This window comes from Lentilactobacillus kefiri (assembly GCF_007989105.1).
GTDB lineage: Bacteria > Bacillota > Bacilli > Lactobacillales > Lactobacillaceae > Lentilactobacillus > Lentilactobacillus kefiri.
Genome location: NZ_BJVK01000003.1, coordinates 136,848 through 152,642 on the forward strand (window position 1 = coordinate 136,848; position 15,795 = coordinate 152,642).

16 protein-coding genes are annotated in these 15,795 nt (G+C 42.3%); 7 read left to right on the top strand and 9 right to left on the bottom strand.

What is annotated here, in order from left to right:
• Positions 1–28: 28 nt before the first annotated feature.
• From LKE01_RS02250 to LKE01_RS02270, 5 genes are all read right to left on the bottom strand, one after another.
• Entirely contained in the window at positions 29–1,393 is a 1,365-nt protein-coding gene (locus tag LKE01_RS02250) for an ABC transporter substrate-binding protein (RefSeq protein WP_056982990.1), read from the bottom strand.
• Entirely contained in the window at positions 1,390–2,220 is an 831-nt protein-coding gene (locus LKE01_RS02255) for a carbohydrate ABC transporter permease (protein WP_054768796.1), read from the bottom strand. The genes LKE01_RS02250 and LKE01_RS02255 overlap by 4 nt, the downstream gene beginning before the upstream one ends.
• Entirely contained in the window at positions 2,220–3,182 is a 963-nt protein-coding gene (locus LKE01_RS02260; protein ID WP_054768797.1) for a carbohydrate ABC transporter permease, read from the bottom strand. Before LKE01_RS02260 ends, LKE01_RS02255 begins: the two co-directional genes overlap by 1 nt.
• On the bottom strand, positions 3,175–4,263 hold the full coding sequence (locus tag LKE01_RS02265) for an ABC transporter ATP-binding protein (protein WP_056982987.1): 1,089 nt from the start codon (positions 4,261–4,263) through the stop codon (positions 3,175–3,177). The genes LKE01_RS02260 and LKE01_RS02265 overlap by 8 nt, the downstream gene beginning before the upstream one ends.
• 361 nt (positions 4,264–4,624) lie before the next feature.
• On the bottom strand, positions 4,625–6,556 hold the full coding sequence (locus LKE01_RS02270) for a S53 family peptidase (protein ID WP_056982985.1): 1,932 nt from the start codon (positions 6,554–6,556) through the stop codon (positions 4,625–4,627).
• Positions 6,557–6,761: 205 nt separating this feature from the next.
• Between LKE01_RS02270 and LKE01_RS02275 the strand changes: the two genes are divergently transcribed.
• Positions 6,762–6,977, top strand: a complete 216-nt coding sequence (locus tag LKE01_RS02275; protein WP_056982983.1) for a hypothetical protein — start codon at positions 6,762–6,764, stop codon at positions 6,975–6,977.
• Between the two features lie 119 nt (positions 6,978–7,096).
• On the opposite strand, the gene sfsA is transcribed toward LKE01_RS02275, so the two are convergent.
• Positions 7,097–7,852, bottom strand: coding sequence for a DNA/RNA nuclease SfsA (gene sfsA, locus LKE01_RS02280; RefSeq protein ID WP_056982981.1), 756 nt, complete (start codon positions 7,850–7,852; stop codon positions 7,097–7,099).
• 75 nt (positions 7,853–7,927) lie between these two features.
• Between sfsA and LKE01_RS02285 the strand changes: the two genes are divergently transcribed.
• From LKE01_RS02285 to nadC, 4 genes are all read left to right on the top strand, one after another.
• Entirely contained in the window at positions 7,928–8,458 is a 531-nt protein-coding gene (locus tag LKE01_RS02285) for a DUF308 domain-containing protein (protein WP_054768798.1), read from the top strand.
• A 517-nt stretch (positions 8,459–8,975) separates the two neighbouring features.
• Positions 8,976–9,098: a hypothetical protein gene (locus LKE01_RS12320; protein WP_261907043.1), complete on the top strand. Its 123-nt coding sequence runs from the start codon at positions 8,976–8,978 to the stop codon at positions 9,096–9,098.
• Positions 9,099–9,379: 281 nt separating this feature from the next.
• On the top strand, positions 9,380–10,558 hold the full coding sequence (locus LKE01_RS02290) for an MFS transporter (RefSeq protein WP_054768799.1): 1,179 nt from the start codon (positions 9,380–9,382) through the stop codon (positions 10,556–10,558).
• Between the two features lie 4 nt (positions 10,559–10,562).
• On the top strand, positions 10,563–11,402 hold the full coding sequence (gene nadC / locus LKE01_RS02295) for a carboxylating nicotinate-nucleotide diphosphorylase (protein WP_054768800.1): 840 nt from the start codon (positions 10,563–10,565) through the stop codon (positions 11,400–11,402).
• Positions 11,403–11,506: 104 nt separating this feature from the next.
• Here nadC and LKE01_RS02300 read toward each other — a convergent pair whose 3' ends face one another.
• The 3 genes from LKE01_RS02300 to arsC all read right to left on the bottom strand — a co-directional run bounded on the left by LKE01_RS02300 (position 11,507) and on the right by arsC (position 14,696).
• On the bottom strand, positions 11,507–12,436 hold the full coding sequence (locus LKE01_RS02300; RefSeq protein WP_054768801.1) for a nucleoside hydrolase: 930 nt from the start codon (positions 12,434–12,436) through the stop codon (positions 11,507–11,509).
• A 70-nt stretch (positions 12,437–12,506) separates the two neighbouring features.
• Entirely contained in the window at positions 12,507–13,901 is a 1,395-nt protein-coding gene (locus tag LKE01_RS02305; RefSeq protein ID WP_056982979.1) for an amino acid permease, read from the bottom strand.
• 378 nt (positions 13,902–14,279) lie between these two features.
• Positions 14,280–14,696, bottom strand: coding sequence for an arsenate reductase (thioredoxin) (arsC, locus tag LKE01_RS02310; protein ID WP_054768802.1), 417 nt, complete (start codon positions 14,694–14,696; stop codon positions 14,280–14,282).
• Between the two features lie 138 nt (positions 14,697–14,834).
• Between arsC and LKE01_RS02315 the strand changes: the two genes are divergently transcribed.
• Together LKE01_RS02315 and LKE01_RS02320 are read left to right on the top strand one after the other, a co-directional pair.
• The gene (locus LKE01_RS02315) at positions 14,835–15,422 is read left to right on the top strand and encodes a uracil-DNA glycosylase family protein (RefSeq protein ID WP_054768803.1); all 588 of its coding nucleotides are present in this window, start codon (positions 14,835–14,837) and stop codon (positions 15,420–15,422) included.
• Positions 15,423–15,535: 113 nt separating this feature from the next.
• Positions 15,536–15,781, top strand: a complete 246-nt coding sequence (locus tag LKE01_RS02320; protein WP_054768804.1) for a hypothetical protein — start codon at positions 15,536–15,538, stop codon at positions 15,779–15,781.
• The last annotated feature ends 14 nt before the right edge of the window (positions 15,782–15,795 follow it).

Consider the following 15,795-nt stretch of genomic DNA (forward strand, 5'->3'; position numbering starts at 1 on the left):
TCGAGTCTTAATGGAAGATCGCAATAAGCTACCTGCCGTCGGCCTTGTTAGTCGTCTTCAAGTTGGCGTTCATTGCTGTGTCGGCAGTGTTTAAGGCAGAATTGATATTGCCACCGTTGTAGACAGTTTCCATCGCAGTCTGTTCTAACTCACGAGTCAGCTGCATACCTTCCATCAGAATACCTGAGTTGGTATTGTTTGGCTTGGCACTTGCCAACTGCTCACCGGGAACTTTGGCTGAAGGAATCTTCTTGTACAAGTCTTTTAAGATCTTGGTCTTTTGAGAATTCTTGTTCAAAGCCAGGTATCCGGTTGCTTTTTGCCATGCAGCCTGGTTCTTGGCAGTTTGAGTATACTTGATGAATTCCCAAGCACCACGTTGAGTCTTAGCTGGCTTATCATTGGAAATCCAAAGAGCAGCACCACCAATTCCAACACCGTTAGCCTTCACACCATCTGGATGTGGGAAGTATGAAATTCCCAGTTTGTTCTTGGTTCCAGTGGTCAACTGACCAATGTATGCGGAAGATTGAACAAAGATTCCCAACTTGTTAGCCAAGAAGGCTGCAATTTCGTTGGTTTCAGCACTGGCACCAGAACCATAGTTGACGAAATCACCGGATTTAATATTGGTTCTGATCCATTTCAAGAATTTCTTAGTAGTTGGGTTGTTCAAGTTAATCTTGGTTGGATTGCCGGTATGGCCATCACCATTGTTAATCAAAGAAGTATGAGCGTTAGCCAAAGCTTCTTCCATCAACCAACCATAAATTTCAATTGTCATCCCTTTAACTTTATGGCCGGACTTCTTATAAAGTTCTTGAGCGGCACGAGTCACTTCGCTATAACTTGGTGACTTTGATGGTGGTGTGACACCATACTTCTTGAACAATGAAGCGTTGTAATAAAGGACTGGTTGTGAAGTGTTAAATGGCATTGCCAGTTGTTTACCCTTGTTTGAATAGAACGAACGGGCAACTGGTGAAATATTGCTGGTATCATAATTATCTTCATCAATAAATTTTTGTACGGGAGTTGTGTATTTACTGTGCATCATTTGCGCAGTTGAAATATCAAATGACTGGAATACAGCTGGTGAGGCACTGGTTCCGTGACTTTGAATGATCTTTTGAACGGCTTCATCATAAACCCCTTGATACTGTGGAATAACTTCGTATTTGTCTTGAGATTTGTTAAAATCGTCCACCATTTTATCCAAAGCAACTTCAGCAGGGCCGCCCATTTCATGCCAGAAAACAATTGGCGTTCTGCCGGCTTTAGCAGTCGTTGCGTTCTTTGAACCATTCACAAACGCAAACCCCAATACAAGGGCGAAGACAGCGAAGATTGGTAATGCATAAGCTTTCAAAAAGGCAGTAAATTTCTTCATCATTTGACTGCACCTTCATTCACACCTGATTTGAAGTAATGTTGACCGATGAATAAGACAATCAAGGTTGGAATGACCACAATTGCAGCAGTGGCTTGAATCATTCCCCAATCGTTAAAGGTCTCTTCAGACTGGAGTTGACGCAGACCATTTTGAACAGGTCGAAAATCATTACTGAAGGTGGTCAACATTGGCCAGAGGTATTGGTTCCAGGCACCAAGAAAACTATAAGCACCAAGTGTCATCAGTGGAATTCGGTTGTATGGTAAGACCATTTTCCAGTAGAACTGGAAGTGGCCCAAGCCTTCAATATCGGCAGCTTCTTTTAATTCGATTGGCATCTGCATAAATGATTGACGAAGCATGAAGACACCAAATGCGGAAGTTAAGAATGGAATAACCATTACGGAGTATGTGTTTAACAATCCCATTGCCTTAACAGTCTGGAAGTTGGGAATAATTTCAGCTTCAAATGGCAGCATCATCGTTGCCAGGAACAGAGTGAACAACAACTTACGGCCTTTGAACTTAAGAAAGACGAATGCGTAGGCACTCATTGAACAAAAGATTAATTGAGCGATCATCGTTGCCGTTGAGATTACCAAACTGTTTCCCAAGTAACGAATGATTGGGGTTTGAGTAAAGGCATCGATGTAATTTTGAAACGAAACTTTCGTGCTCAAGAAGTTACCTTGAGCAATTTGCATAGTTGGTAGAAAACTGGTCCACAAACCGATTAGGAACGGTGCCAAGACGATCAATGCTAAGACCGTCAGCAGGGTATAATCCAAAATTCGGCGTGACAGCTTTGGCTTAGTCACAATATCCATTAGTAGTTCACCCGCTTTTCCAAAACTTTAAATTGCAGAAGCGTAAACAATGCAATGATAACTGTCAGAATAATTGATTCGGCACTTGCTTGCGCAAAGTTACCACTGTAAAACGCATCTTTGTAAATTCGATAAACCAACATGTTGGTTGCGTTGGTTGGTCCACCTTTAGTCATCAAGTCAATCAAACCAAAACTCTTAAATGATTCAATCAAAGTAATGATTGAAACGAAGAACAATGTTGGTGAGATTGAAGGGATTGTAATGTGGAAGAATTGGAAACGTGATGATGCGCCTTCAATGTTGGCAGCTTCATACAAAGTTGTTGGAACGGATGTCATGGCACCAAGGAGAATCAGGAATGTGAATCCCAAGTTCATCCAAACAGTGGTGATAATGACAGCCCACATAGCAGCAGTTGGATCGGTTAACCATGGAATTTGTGGCAGATGTAAGAAAGTACTAATCAGTGAAAGAAACCCGGTTGAAGGGTTGAAAATAAATAGCCAGAAGATAGCGGCAACGGAAACGGAAACTCCCATAGTTGCCGAAAATAGTGTGCGAAAAAGGCCAATTCCAGGTAACCTTTTGCTTGCCAGGTTTGCGAGTACCAAGCCCAAGGAAATTGTAATGATGGTTACTGCGAAAACATAGAATAGGGTCACACCCAGGCTTGATAGATAATCTGCCGATGTTAACAAACTGATGTAGTTGGAAAGCCCAACGAAAACAGTGGTTTTTCCAACAGTGTTAGTCAGAAACAAACTAAGATACAAGGTTCGTACCATTGGATAAAAGATAAATACACCGAGGATTAAAAGTGACGGTCCAAGAAATGCCCAAGCAAAATATTTATCTTTGGCATTCAGCGTGAACTTCGCTTCCTGCTCCTCAATCTTGCTTTTAGTTTTCTGAACTGAAAGCGGTGTTCTTGGTCTTGACTGTGTTGGTGATTTAAGCATGAACGTAAGCCTCCTTCGAAAGATTCATACGTTTACCATCTTTGTCAAAAAACATCAAATTGGAATCTGCGGTCACTTTAATTGGCTGGAAGATCCGGTAATTAACTTGACCAGGAACTACCACATGAATATCTTCGCCACTGTTCAAGGTTGCGTAAATAATGGTTTCATCACCAAGGAACCCAGTGTTCTTAATGGTGGCATTAGCTTCAACGCTCTCAGTCGCTTCAACTTTCATGTCATCAGGACGAATTCCAATTTTGACGTTTTCAGCTGGTACTTCTTCATCCAATGCAATTTCCAAATCGGAATCGACATCCAAAACATGGTTATCGGTTTTCGAACGGGTCGCATTTAAGATGTTGATTTGTGGAGTACCAAAGAACTTAGCCACAAATTCATTGGCTGGGTTTTGGTAAATTTCACTTGGTGTACCAATTTGTTGAACGTGTTGGTCGTTAAGCACCATGATATGGTCAGCCATGGTCATAGCTTCAACCTGATCATGAGTAACATAAATCAAAGTCAATCCAAGTTTGCGTTGCAGTGCGTAAATTTCTTGACGCATCTTAATTCGCAACTGGGCATCCAAGTTAGATAATGGTTCATCCATTAAACAAATCTTGGCGTCACTGGCAACGGCACGAGCTAAAGCAACACGTTGACGTTGACCACCTGATAATTCACGAGGCTTACGTTTTGCAAGCTCAGTTAAATTAACCATCTTAAGAGCTTCATCAACTCGTTGTTTAATATCTGCTTGATCCATTTTACGGGCCTTCAAACCAAAGGCGACGTTGTCCCAAACGTTCATGAATGGGAATAAGGCGTAATTTTGGAAAACCATTGTTAGTTTTCGTGCCTTGGGAGGTAAATCATTAACAACTGTATTATCAATGCTGACTTCACCAGCCGTAATTGGAGTTAAACCGGCGATCATTCTAAGTAATGTACTTTTACCACATCCAGAAGGTCCAACGATGACGAAGAACTCGCCAGTTTCAACCTTCACAGAAATATCTTTCAGGACCTCTGTCTGTGCGTCATAATCTTTGCGGACGTTTCTTAAAGTAATTGACAAATATCTCACCTCAAAATCATTTATTTGAATACATTTATTATTGTGGCCGTTCAATGTAAATTCGCGATTTCGTTAATGTAAATTGCAGGTAAAGATATTGGGGACTATGTAAAGATTATGTTTCGGCAGCCAGTTTTGAAAACAAATGAAAAGGGCTCTAAAAGCATCTTTAAATGCTTTTAGAGCCCTATTTGTCGGGATTGATTAGCCACGCATGCCATCAACAAATTCTTAAACAAGTCTATAAATTTCTGGATTTTTATCACATAGATATCAGAACAAAAGAGTCAGCTAATCAAAATTATGACACAAAAAAAGATGACATTTTAAGTCATCTTTTTGCGATTCACTTTTCAACTCATCATTTATAAACATCAAACAACTTACTAAAATCAACCGTCCCCAAACCAGTTGCCTGGTTATAAACGGTTCCTGGCTGACCAGTGTAATACAGGTTAGAGTTATCGTCAGTGTCATTTAATGGATGGAATGGAGAATCACTCTTGGTTGCCAATTGATACAGCTGAGGATTCCAGAATCCCATTCGCTGTCTGCCGCTGGCACTGTTAATTAAAGCAGCAACGCCGGCAAACTGTGGTGAAACAACGCTAGTACCGCCATAATTGTTCCAAGGCTTTTCACTGGATGCCTGATAGACCTGATATCCGGTCATTGAATCCGCATTGGCTGAAATATCTGGATAATTTCGACCCCAGTTCGTACCATGGAATAATGGGGCATTAAAGACCGGCTGGTTATATTGTGACAAGTACTCGCGGGCATTATAGGTGTTAACGCCGGGTACTCCTTCTTGATAATCAGGGGTTTGATAGGCTTGATCAAAGCCACCACCGCCAGCATCACTAATCAAATCCCAGAACTCTGGCATAGTTGCCAGGAAGTTGCTGTTGGCTTGTAGGAATGGCCAGTAGTAATCGGATCCCCAAGCTCTTTCTTTTGAGTTGGTAATGGTGCCCATTGACTTGTCATTAATCTTCATATCTTTTTTAAATGGTAAGCTGGTTCCACCTGCTGAAGTAATCCATGGGTTGGAAGGATAAGGGTCGCAATCTTGAATCGAACGATCAAGGATCACGTCATTGCCTGAAATCCCACTGATCGTGTAGTTGAGCGCACCATTATCACCAGCAGCCACAAAGCTTGAAATTCCTTGAAGGGCTCCTTGGGCCAAAACCATATTGAGGATTTGAACGTATTGTGATGGCATCACGTGGCGTTTTTCAAGTATCTGGAAATAGTTGTTCGGGCCAAGGCCCCAACTGTTGCTGATGGCACTGACATCCCCATCATCGTAGGCCATCAGATATGAATTGATGAGATTCATATAATCTGAAGTGGCTGCCTTGTTGTAATACATCTTAATGTTGGCTTGTGGTGCCACCGATCCGGCATACTCAACATCCATTGTTGCTTCGGAATCATCATGAGAAACATAGCCTTTGTTTACCACATTTCCTTTGACATTTCGAACCGTAAATCGATTCTTGTCAGTGCTGGCATTTTCATGTTTCCAGAAATGGGACAAATTACTTTTAACCACATTTCCAAATGTAATAATGCCAATCGTTTGACCTTTACCGGTTAATCCCTGTTTATACAAATTATCAACGCCGTAAGTATCGGTAAATCGGCTTGTGTAGCCGTGATTAACCGAGTTGGCATAGTTGGGTGTATCATCATTCTTATTAAACGACACATCGGTTTCCGGGTAGAAATACCCTTTGCTATGATCGGCCATCCCCAGAACTGCCAACACAGTGTCCTGCAAGTCGGATGGAATCGATGGCTTTGATTTACCAAATTGGAGCGGATCTGAATGGTACTGGGCGGTTCGCATGTTCATCTTGAACATCTTATTAATGTATTTAACTTTTCCGGTTACATTAATCACCAGCCCATTCTTGTATGGCTGAGCATCCAGATGATTCTTCTTAAATAAGGCCACCCACTGATTCAATACCGATTGGGGCTGACCATATTTGGCCTGAATTTGCGGACCGGTCAAGAAGTCCTTAAAATCTGATTTGGTTGGATCATTTACATCGCTGGCTTCTTGGTAATACTGTTGCTCGTTTTGCGGCTTCAACACAATATCAAACGTGGTAACCGTGTTTGCTGTAACCTTGGTTGGCTTCACTTTTTTAGCGGTTAACGTCTGGTTGTAGAGATCTCCAAAGACTGATGCGGAAGCTGTACCGGCAGTAACCAGTCCAAATGAAAAGACAGCTGCGAATAGAATCAATAATTGCTTAATAATATGATGTTTATTCATAAAATTAATCCCCTCAATCCAACAATTCTATGTACCGTTTACAAGCTAATTTTAGCATGGATACTTTTCCGGCAGAAAGGAATTGCTCATGATAATCGGCATCATTCCAACCCATCCTTCAAAGAACTGGTATATTAATCAGCTTGAAACTACGGTATAATGAAAATGATTACATTGTCGAGTTAGAAATTGAGGAGTCCGTTTTATGAAAGATAGTTGGTTTAATCGTAAATTCTATAAAACATTTGATTTTTGGATTGGGTTTGCACTTGTCGTTGGGGACTTAAGTGCCATCTTTTTTGGCCCCGGCCTTCATTTAAGTATGAGATCCGGCTTTTACATTATTGGCTTGCTCCTTGGCATTTTCATGATTGCCCAAAGTATGTATGTGCCCGGTGACGGTACCAATGGTCGATCGTAACCCTTCGAAAATCAGTTAATCCTTATAATGGAAATAAAAATAGCGCCTGAAACATCATCGTAAAAGTTGACGTTTCAGGCGCTATTTAATTATCTATGGAGCAGACATAATATAATTTATTATTTGGATTGCTTACCAATCGATGAAGGCAGCCCATCGCTCACGAACTTCTGATTCAAATCAAATGGAACCGGTTGATCCAACACCAATGTATCCGGCTCAACTTTGCAGTCGTATGCGACCACGTGGACGCTCTTTCGTTGAGCTTTACCGATTTCAACGGCCAGTTCGTTAAAGATGTCACGATCAATGGTGACTTTTTTGACGTTGGAAATTTGGATCACAAACAGTAAGTATGCCAAGTATCCGGCATCAACTGCTCGTTCCAGCGTTTGCACGTGCTTTAGGCCTCTGGTTGTTGGAGCATCCGGGAACGCCGCAATTCCTTCATTAATCAAAGTCACGCCCTTTACTTCCAAAAAGAACGGCCGGTCCAAATTGTCGGCACCCGCAAAATCCAAGCGAGAATCCAAATAGGTTGTCTCAGGATTCACCTTTGAGATGGATTGAATGCCGGGTAATTTGATGTAATTGGTCTCCAAACCGGTTTTGACAACCTTATTGGGAGCTTGCGAATCAATATTAATCCACTGCCGGTCATATTTTTTGGCCGCCACCAGATCATACCGGGTTTTACGGTTGGGATTGTCATTATGGACCAAAGCAGTCGTGACTCCCGGCTGAAGAATGGTTGTCCGGCCCGTGTTCTTCACGTGAGTGGTGACCACTTCGCCAGTATCAATTAACTGACAATGGGCAATGAACCGGTTGGGCCGGTCAATGAATTTTGCTAAATGAACGTTGGGATATTGCATGGGGCACCTCTATACTGTCGTTTTCGGATTATTACTTGTATTATATAGGTAATATAAACGTTTGGGGGAAATGATATGTACACATTTATTAACCGAATTCGAAATTTTATTTGGCTTAAAAGTCTTGCTTACATAATCTTCGGCTTGTTCTTCTTATTTGATCCACACGGAACACTGAATATCGTCATTAGCCTGATTGCGTCATTCTTTCTTGTATTTGGCGTGATTAACCTGATCTCCGCCTGGCGGCAAAGGGTCAACAATGAAGTCACCGACTATAGCATGGCAATCGGCATTGCCCAAATTGTGATTGCAATCATCGTCTTTATCCTGGCAGTCCCATTACTGTCATTTCTACCGTTTATCTTGGGAATCGTGCTGATCATTACCGGAATTTCCAACGTCTTCACAGCGCTGAACCACCGTCAATACGTCAACATTTCACCAATGCCGTTTGTTCTATATGGCGTCCTCTTAATTCTAGTGGGAATTTTGCTGGCATTCAATCCATTCGGAACAATTTTGATATTACTGCAATTCTTTGGCGCAACTCTGATTGTCATGGGCATCATGACCATTGTGACAGCTTGGAAATTAAGTGTTTAAATGAAGCTTTAATAGTAGCCGGATAGCAATATCCAGCTGCTATTTTTTTGGTTAGTTGACATTGTATACTGTTTCACATTATCGTATAATAATGACGTGAATGTAGTCAGTAGGTCCTTAAAATATAAGGTATCTGGTTAACTTCTATTTTCACAAGTTGCGGTCTTAACATCGCAACCGGGGGAGTAGAAATGAGTACCCATTCAAGATCCTAATAGATGTGTGTATCGATGAGATACCATCAGATACGAACTGAAAATTGATTAAGAAGTATGGGGGCACTTGGCACAACATATGATGTGTTGTGTCTTTTATTATGTTTTCATAAACGTGTAAGCATGTTGGAAACGGTTTATTGCAGTTTCACAACATTTATTACAAAAATGTGTGTAAATCATTGCAAATGTAATCTTTAAAGGCCTATACTAAATATAGAGTTGAAGGAGAGAAACGCTCGGTTAATCCAAACGTTGATTTCCCAAATTTACAACTCAAAAAAATTAGGAGGCCATGTAATATGAAGAAAGCATTGGAAAAGATGTTCAACAAGGTATTGGCAAAGAAGTCTGAAGACGCTGGCAACTTGGAAACCAGTGAAAGTAACCGTTTGTTCTGGAACTCAGTAACCAAGGCACAATAAAATGAATAGATTAATACGATGTAGGCAGCTGTTTCTAGTTACGAAACAGCTGCCTATTTTTTATTCAAAAGGCTTCCTGTAAAAAGATCCTCGCCCAATCCAAGCAACCGTTTGTCACGTACCCACAACACTTTGTGCGTCACCAACCTCCCCATCAAATAGTCAAATGACCGCTTGTATTTTTATATGGGTTAGGGTATCCTCTTATTAAAGTGTTTTGTACTTTAATTCATTCAAATAATAGTATTTTATACTTTTAAATTAATTGGGAGGTTATCAACTTGGATAATACGAAACAAAGTTCAAAATCCTTCACGTTCATGGTGATTGGAACCGCATGGATGTTTGATGCCATGGATGTTGGGTTATTGTCATTTATCATGTCAATCGTTCATAAGGAGTGGATGCTGACAAATTCGCAAACCGGATTAATTAGTTCCATCAGTACGGTTGGAATGATTTGTGGTGGCTTTTATTTTGGGAGTCTTGCAGATCGGATTGGACGAAAGAACACCTTGATCATCACCCTGCTGACTTTTTCAATCGGAAATTTAGTGCTTGCCGCAGCCCCAGGATTTTATACATTTTTAGCCATTCGTTTTATTGTCGGAATGGGGCTTGGTGGTGAGTTGCCAGTTGCTGCAACCTATGTAGCCGATATGTACCGTGGTTCAAAGCGGTCACAGATGCTGATCTTAGCCGATAGTTTTTGGGCCGTTGGCTGGTTGGTCGCATCATTTCTATCCGTATTATTTGCCCCAGTATTGGGTTGGCGGGGACTGTTAATTTTAACCGCATTGGCCGGCTTCTTCGCCTTGGTCTTACGCCGTCATATCCATGAAATTCATACACTGCCGAAGCAATCAAGTGAGTGGCGGTCAACCTTGAAATCAGAATTCAAGCCTTGGACCATCACCCTTTGGATAGCTTGGTTCATGGTCATGTTCAGTTATTACGGCATGTTTATGTGGCTGCCAAGTATCTTGATTGATAAGGGATATGGAGTTGTCAGCAGTTTTGGTTACACAACTATTATTGTCGTCGCCCAACTTCCCGGTTACTTCTGTGCCGCTTGGTTGGCAAAAAGAATCAAAGTAAAATATGTCTTTTCGATTTACATGTTGGGAACCGCTGTTGGTGCCATTATGTTTGGTCAGTCGACAACCGCTTTGATGATTATCATTGCCGGATGTGTGCTGTCGTTCTTCAACCTTGGCGCTTATGGTGCAATCATTGCCCTCACTCCGGATCTTTATGAAAGTACCATCAGAGGAACAATGACTGGAATTGCGCAAGGAATTGGCCGAATTGGTGCGATTGCCGGTCCGCTGTTGGTCGGAATACTGATGGACCATCAAGCCAGTGTTAACATCGTCTTCATCATTTTCATGATTTCGTTAGTGATCGGTTCAATTGCGGTATTAACCCTGCCAGCTGCTTCAAAAGGCTCAAAGGAGTAACCCTATGAATAATATTTTGCTAGCCGAAAAGTTAAAGGAATTTCTCAATGAGGATCTCAACTTTGGTGACATGAGTCTCAAGTATCTTCAAAGTTCAAAAGTGATCAGCGGCTCATTTATTGCTAAACAAGCCGGCGTGGTTTGCGGTCAGGAGATTCCTCAAGCAGCCTATGATTTGCTTGGTAACGCCCACTATACAGCCCTTGTTGAAGATGGAAAATACGTCAGCAACGGAACAATCATTGGTAAGGCAACCGGCCAGGCATCAGTTCTCTTAACCGGCGAACGGGTTATTTTAAACTTGGTTCAACGGATGAGTGGGATTGCTTCAAAAACTGCCAGGATCATTGCCAAATTAGACGATCCGACAATCAAGATAACCGATACCAGAAAGACGGCACCCGGTTTGCGAATGTTTGATAAGTTTGCGGTTGCTGCCGGTGGCGGCTTTAACCATCGTTTTGACCTAACCGGCGGGATTATGCTGAAGGACAACCATATTGCATTAGCGGGCGGTGTCCGTGAAGCGTTATTGGCAGTCAAAAGGAATGTCGGCCCATTGACTCCCATCGAGATTGAAGTCGAAACAGAAGACGAGCTGAAAGACGCCGCTTCTGTGGGTGCCAACGTCATCATGTTTGATAATCAGAAACCGGAAACCATCAAAGAATGGAAACGACTAGTCCCCGAAACGATGAAAATTGAAGCATCCGGTGGAATTACGGAAGAAACAGTTGCCTCCTTTAAAGGATGCGGTGCGGACTATCTTTCCATTGGAAACTTAACCAACGACGTTTCACCTTTGGATATTAGTTTTCTAGTCAAAGGTGTTATTAAGAAATAATAATCAGGTCCATATAATTGCATTCAAAAACCTCTTTCGAGTTTAAATATCGAAAGAGGTTTTTATAGTTTATTTTTAAATCATAATACTGGCAATATTATTGTTTACTCGTTCTTTGTTAACAGCTCATCCAGCTTATTGAAGAATGCTTTACCACGCACTTCGGTAACCAGGTTAATCGGTCGGCCATCGTTGGTTTCAAATGTCCGTCCGGCACCGGCACCAGTCGTCAGGACGTCACCTTTAATATCTTTGGATTCCACGAGATCCGGATATTGACTGGCAACGGTGGTTAGCACATCCCACAAATAATAAGTTGAATTGGCTTCATAGGATGAAACCAGCGCATAGCCTTGGCCAATCAGATCCATCATTGGGTACCGCCTCAAGCTGGCCCAATGCTGCTGAACATCAGCGTTCAACGGAACTTGGTTGGTACTTTCAAGGCCCACCATTTGAATATCAATGTCAGCATCCCAGACCGTCTTAACAGCTTCAGGATCCCAATAAGCGTTCCACTCTGCCGTCCCATCATGTTTGGGTTCCAGGACATTACCTTCAGTGCGCATTGTGCCACCCATCCAGTACAGCCGCTGAATCTTTTTGACGATCGTTGGATCAACCTCCAAAGCCCGTGCCAAATCAGTAAGCGGCCCGGTCATAACCAAATCGGTTTTGCCTTCAGTATTCTGGAGCTTGTCGATCATATCCAAATGAGCCGGCTTTTCAGCCAGTGGCGTGGTTGGAGCGCCGTGTTCGTTGAGTAATGGGAAAGCATCAAATGAAAATGAACTCAGTCGCCATTCCTTTGGAAATTGGTGAACCGCTCGTGAATTTGATGCCGCAACGGAAACTTGGGCGCCGTGCCCAAATCTGGTAATGATTTTGCGTGAAGCCGGTACAGATCCATCAATGTAACCATCCGCATCAATTACCCCGACACCGGTCAAATTTACCTCGGGCATTTGCAGCAAGAGCAACAATGATACCAAATCATCGACGTTACCATCATGGTCAAAGTAGACATTTTTCAAGATTGCATCCTCCTTATTTGTTACTTTTATCATACAGGATGGATGTTCTGGGGTCTAATCAAATCATTCCTTAATCGTTTGCGATTCCAAAGTTATTCGAGTCCCGCCACCTGATAATTGCATAGAAGACAACCGCCCAGATAACGGCACCCAAAGCTGGTAAGAATGATTCACTGCTGAAGAACAAACTGGCAAAAATTGCGATAAAGAATGCAATTGTTAACGGGTTTGACCAACGATAATTGGGCATCTTGAACCCATCGGTCTGAAAATCTTTGGAATGACGATATTTCCAATGTGCCACCACCGTCAACATACAGACCAGAATATAAATATCGCTGGAAACTGAAGCGATGAAGGAAAACGCAGCACCCAGTGAGTTAAATGAACTGATGATTGGTGCCAAAAGCATCATCCCTGCTGAAAACAGGACACTAACGATCGGAATCCCACTCTTGGAAACCTTTTGAAATGGCTTCATTGCAGGTTCGTTGGATTCTTGGGCCAGTTGATACAAGTGACGCCCAGTCGAGAAAATCGCACTGTTTAACGTTGACATTGCAGCTGCAATGACCACTAAGTTAATAACGGCTGACGCACCTGGAATCCCGGCAAGATTAAAGATTTGAACAAATGGACTTTGGTTAGGGTTCAATGTTTTCCATGGGGTGATTGCCATGATAATAATCAAGGAACCAATATAGAACAATAGAATTCGTGCGATGATTTGGTTGACTGCCTTAGGTAATACCTTGCGTGGATTTTTAGTTTCTGCAGTTGTGATACCAACGAACTCCATCCCTTGAAAGGCAAAGAAAACCATTGGGAACGCCATGATAAATTGGTGAATCCCATTAGGGAACATTGAGAATCCAGTGGTTAAATTCCCCCATGAGGCATGAGTTCCAGCTGGATTTTCGTGGTGGGTGAATACAAGATACACGCCAATCACAATCAGAGCGAGAATCGCAATTACCTTAATTCCAGACAAAAACGTTTCGGACTTGCCAAACGAACTGACCATCGCAAGGTTAACGCCACTCAAGATCAAAAGAAATAATACTTGGATAATCGGTGCTGAAACACTAGGGAACCAATACTTAACATACGTCGAAATTGCCGTCAATTCAGCCATCCCAGCTAAAATCAGTTCCAGCCAATAACTCCATGCGGCAAATTTGCCCAGTCGTTGGTTAACATATTTCCCAATAAACGAGACAAAGGTATGTTGCTCAGGGTCGGCATACATCATTTCACCGATCGCCCGCATCATCAAAAAGAAGAAGATCCCAATGATAAAGTACACAAAAATAATTGATCGACCGGTTCGATGAATAGTGCTCCCAGCACCAAGGAACAGTCCTGTTCCAATGGAACCACCAAACGCAATCATTTGAACGGCAAGGTTGGATAATCCCCGTCTGGTACCGTCCTTATTTACTTCAATCTTTTCTGCCGCTAACATAAAAAGCCTCCTTGGATAATGAGTCTGAGGACAAAAAAATGTCCCTACAGTAAATACTGTAGGGACGTATACACGTGGTGCCACCCAGTTTCATGGCTGATCTTTCAACCAGTCACCTTAAGGACTCGTTAACGATAATCGTTAATTAAGTCTGAGATCGTAACGTGTCTTCACGTAGGCATCGCTTTCACGTGCCTAATGCTCTGAGCTCATCTTCACGGGAATCTTTTTGGCTGCCTCGCACCACTCACAGCTCGCTTTTTCAAAAAGATGCCTGCTACTCTTCTCATCATCGCTTAATGTTTTAATTTAACTATTATCTTAACACGGCATTAACGAAATGCAAATAGGATTTCATAATCAATTTGAATGTCGATGTCAAAGTCGACCTGCAAGTTCCTTAACTTTAGCGGCTATGCCATCACGGACTGATCGAAATACGGCCAGCTTTTGTGCATCCGTTCCCGTTGCCTTGGCAGGATCTGGGAATCCCCAATGCTCACGTTTAACTTGTGGTGGAGTTACTGGACAGCGTTCTTCGGCATCATCACAAAGCGTCACAACCAAATAAGCGTTGTTGAGAATCTTTGGGTCAATCACCTTTGACGTTTGTTTTGAAATATCGATCCCGGACTCGGCCATTACCTGGACCGCTTTCGGGTTTACCCCATGGCTTTCAATTCCAGCCGATAATGCCAGATATTCATGGGGCAGATATTGTTTGCCAAAACCTTCTGCCATTTGGCTGCGGCAAGAATTGCCGGTACATAGAAAATAAATGATCTTTTTGTCCATTGGGATTTGCCCACCTTCGAAATCACCGCTATCATTAATATCTTACTTCATTTCATGAACAGCCGCTTAAATTAGGATTGCGAACTTTTTTAAATAGTGGACAATTAGAGTTAAAGCCAATTAGTTAAGGAGAACCCGATGAAAAAGGCAGAGGAAATTTTTAAAGAGATTCAAGCAGATCCGCAAAATCAAGAATTTACTGGAAATGGGATTCTTCCTTTGTATCACATTGACCCCAAGGCTGAAATTCTCATTATCAGTCAGGCGCCCAGCCGGAAAGCCCAGGCATCCATGGTGTTCTGGGATGACCCGAGCGGTGATCGGCTCCGGGATTGGATGGGTCTGAGCAAGGATGAATTTTATAACTCTGGTAAAGTCGCTGTCCTGCCCTTGGAATTTTACTATTCGGGAAAGGGTGCTCATGGTGATTTACCGCCGCGGAAGGGCTTTGCGGATAAGTGGCATGCTCCGTTGCTGGCGTTAATGCCGAATATCAAAGTTAAACTGCTGATTGGTCAGTATGCGCAGAAATATTATCTGGGAAAGTCACGTGGTAAAAATTTGACCGAAACAGTGCGCCATTTTGATCAATATTTACCAGAATACTTTCCATTGGTCCACCCTTCGCCACTCAACTACGGCTGGATGAAACAACACCCTTGGTTTACCGATGAGGTGGTGCCGGAGCTACAGAAGAACATCAGGAAGATCATGGCAGCCAAGTAACGATGCTGTACTTATATGAATATCAGAATTTTGATATTAATGATGAGGAGAATATGATACAATATTTTTTGTGAGAAAATTCACACAACATCATTTATTGGGGGAGTATCACTATGTTAAAGCTTAAAAAAGCAACTTTAACAGTTGCAGTCGCATTTACTGTCGGTGGCGGGCTCATGTCACTACCACCACAAGACGTTTCGGCCAGAACAACCTATGTCTGGATCGCACCACACCATGGGAAAAAGTATCATTATTCACGTGGATGCCGGGGATTAAGTCATGCCGGATCAAAGCGCCACGTGACATTGCGCTGGGCAAAACATCATGGATATCGTTTGTGTGGTTGGGAACATTAAAAATTTCTAGTAAA